This window comes from Rothia sp. HMSC067H10, assembly GCF_001810635.1.
Lineage (GTDB): Bacteria > Actinomycetota > Actinomycetes > Actinomycetales > Micrococcaceae > Rothia > Rothia dentocariosa.
In genome coordinates this window covers 1-213 of the sequence record NZ_KV802304.1, presented here as the reverse complement: position 1 = coordinate 213, position 213 = coordinate 1, and the positions used below count along the sequence as shown (strand labels likewise).

Below are 213 nucleotides of genomic sequence, written 5' to 3'. Positions count from 1 at the left end.
CGAAAAGCCCCTGACGCATATCCCTATCCCTAATCAAACATGCCTCTTCAGCAACCCAACGCATATTAAAACCTTCAGGAAAACTGTAGTAGGGGTCGATAGTTTTAACGAACCGCTTGGCGAAGTCCAGGTACGATACCACCCCAGCACAATCAACAGTAATGACAGCCCACCCCTCTGCTTCCAGATAGGGCAGCATATGGTTCTCCCAGT

1 pseudogene is annotated in these 213 nt (G+C 49.3%); it reads right to left on the bottom strand.

The annotated features are described in order from the left end of the window. Nucleotides 1-213 (bottom strand): annotated as a pseudogene (locus HMPREF2756_RS04290) (hypothetical protein); the annotation flags it as partial.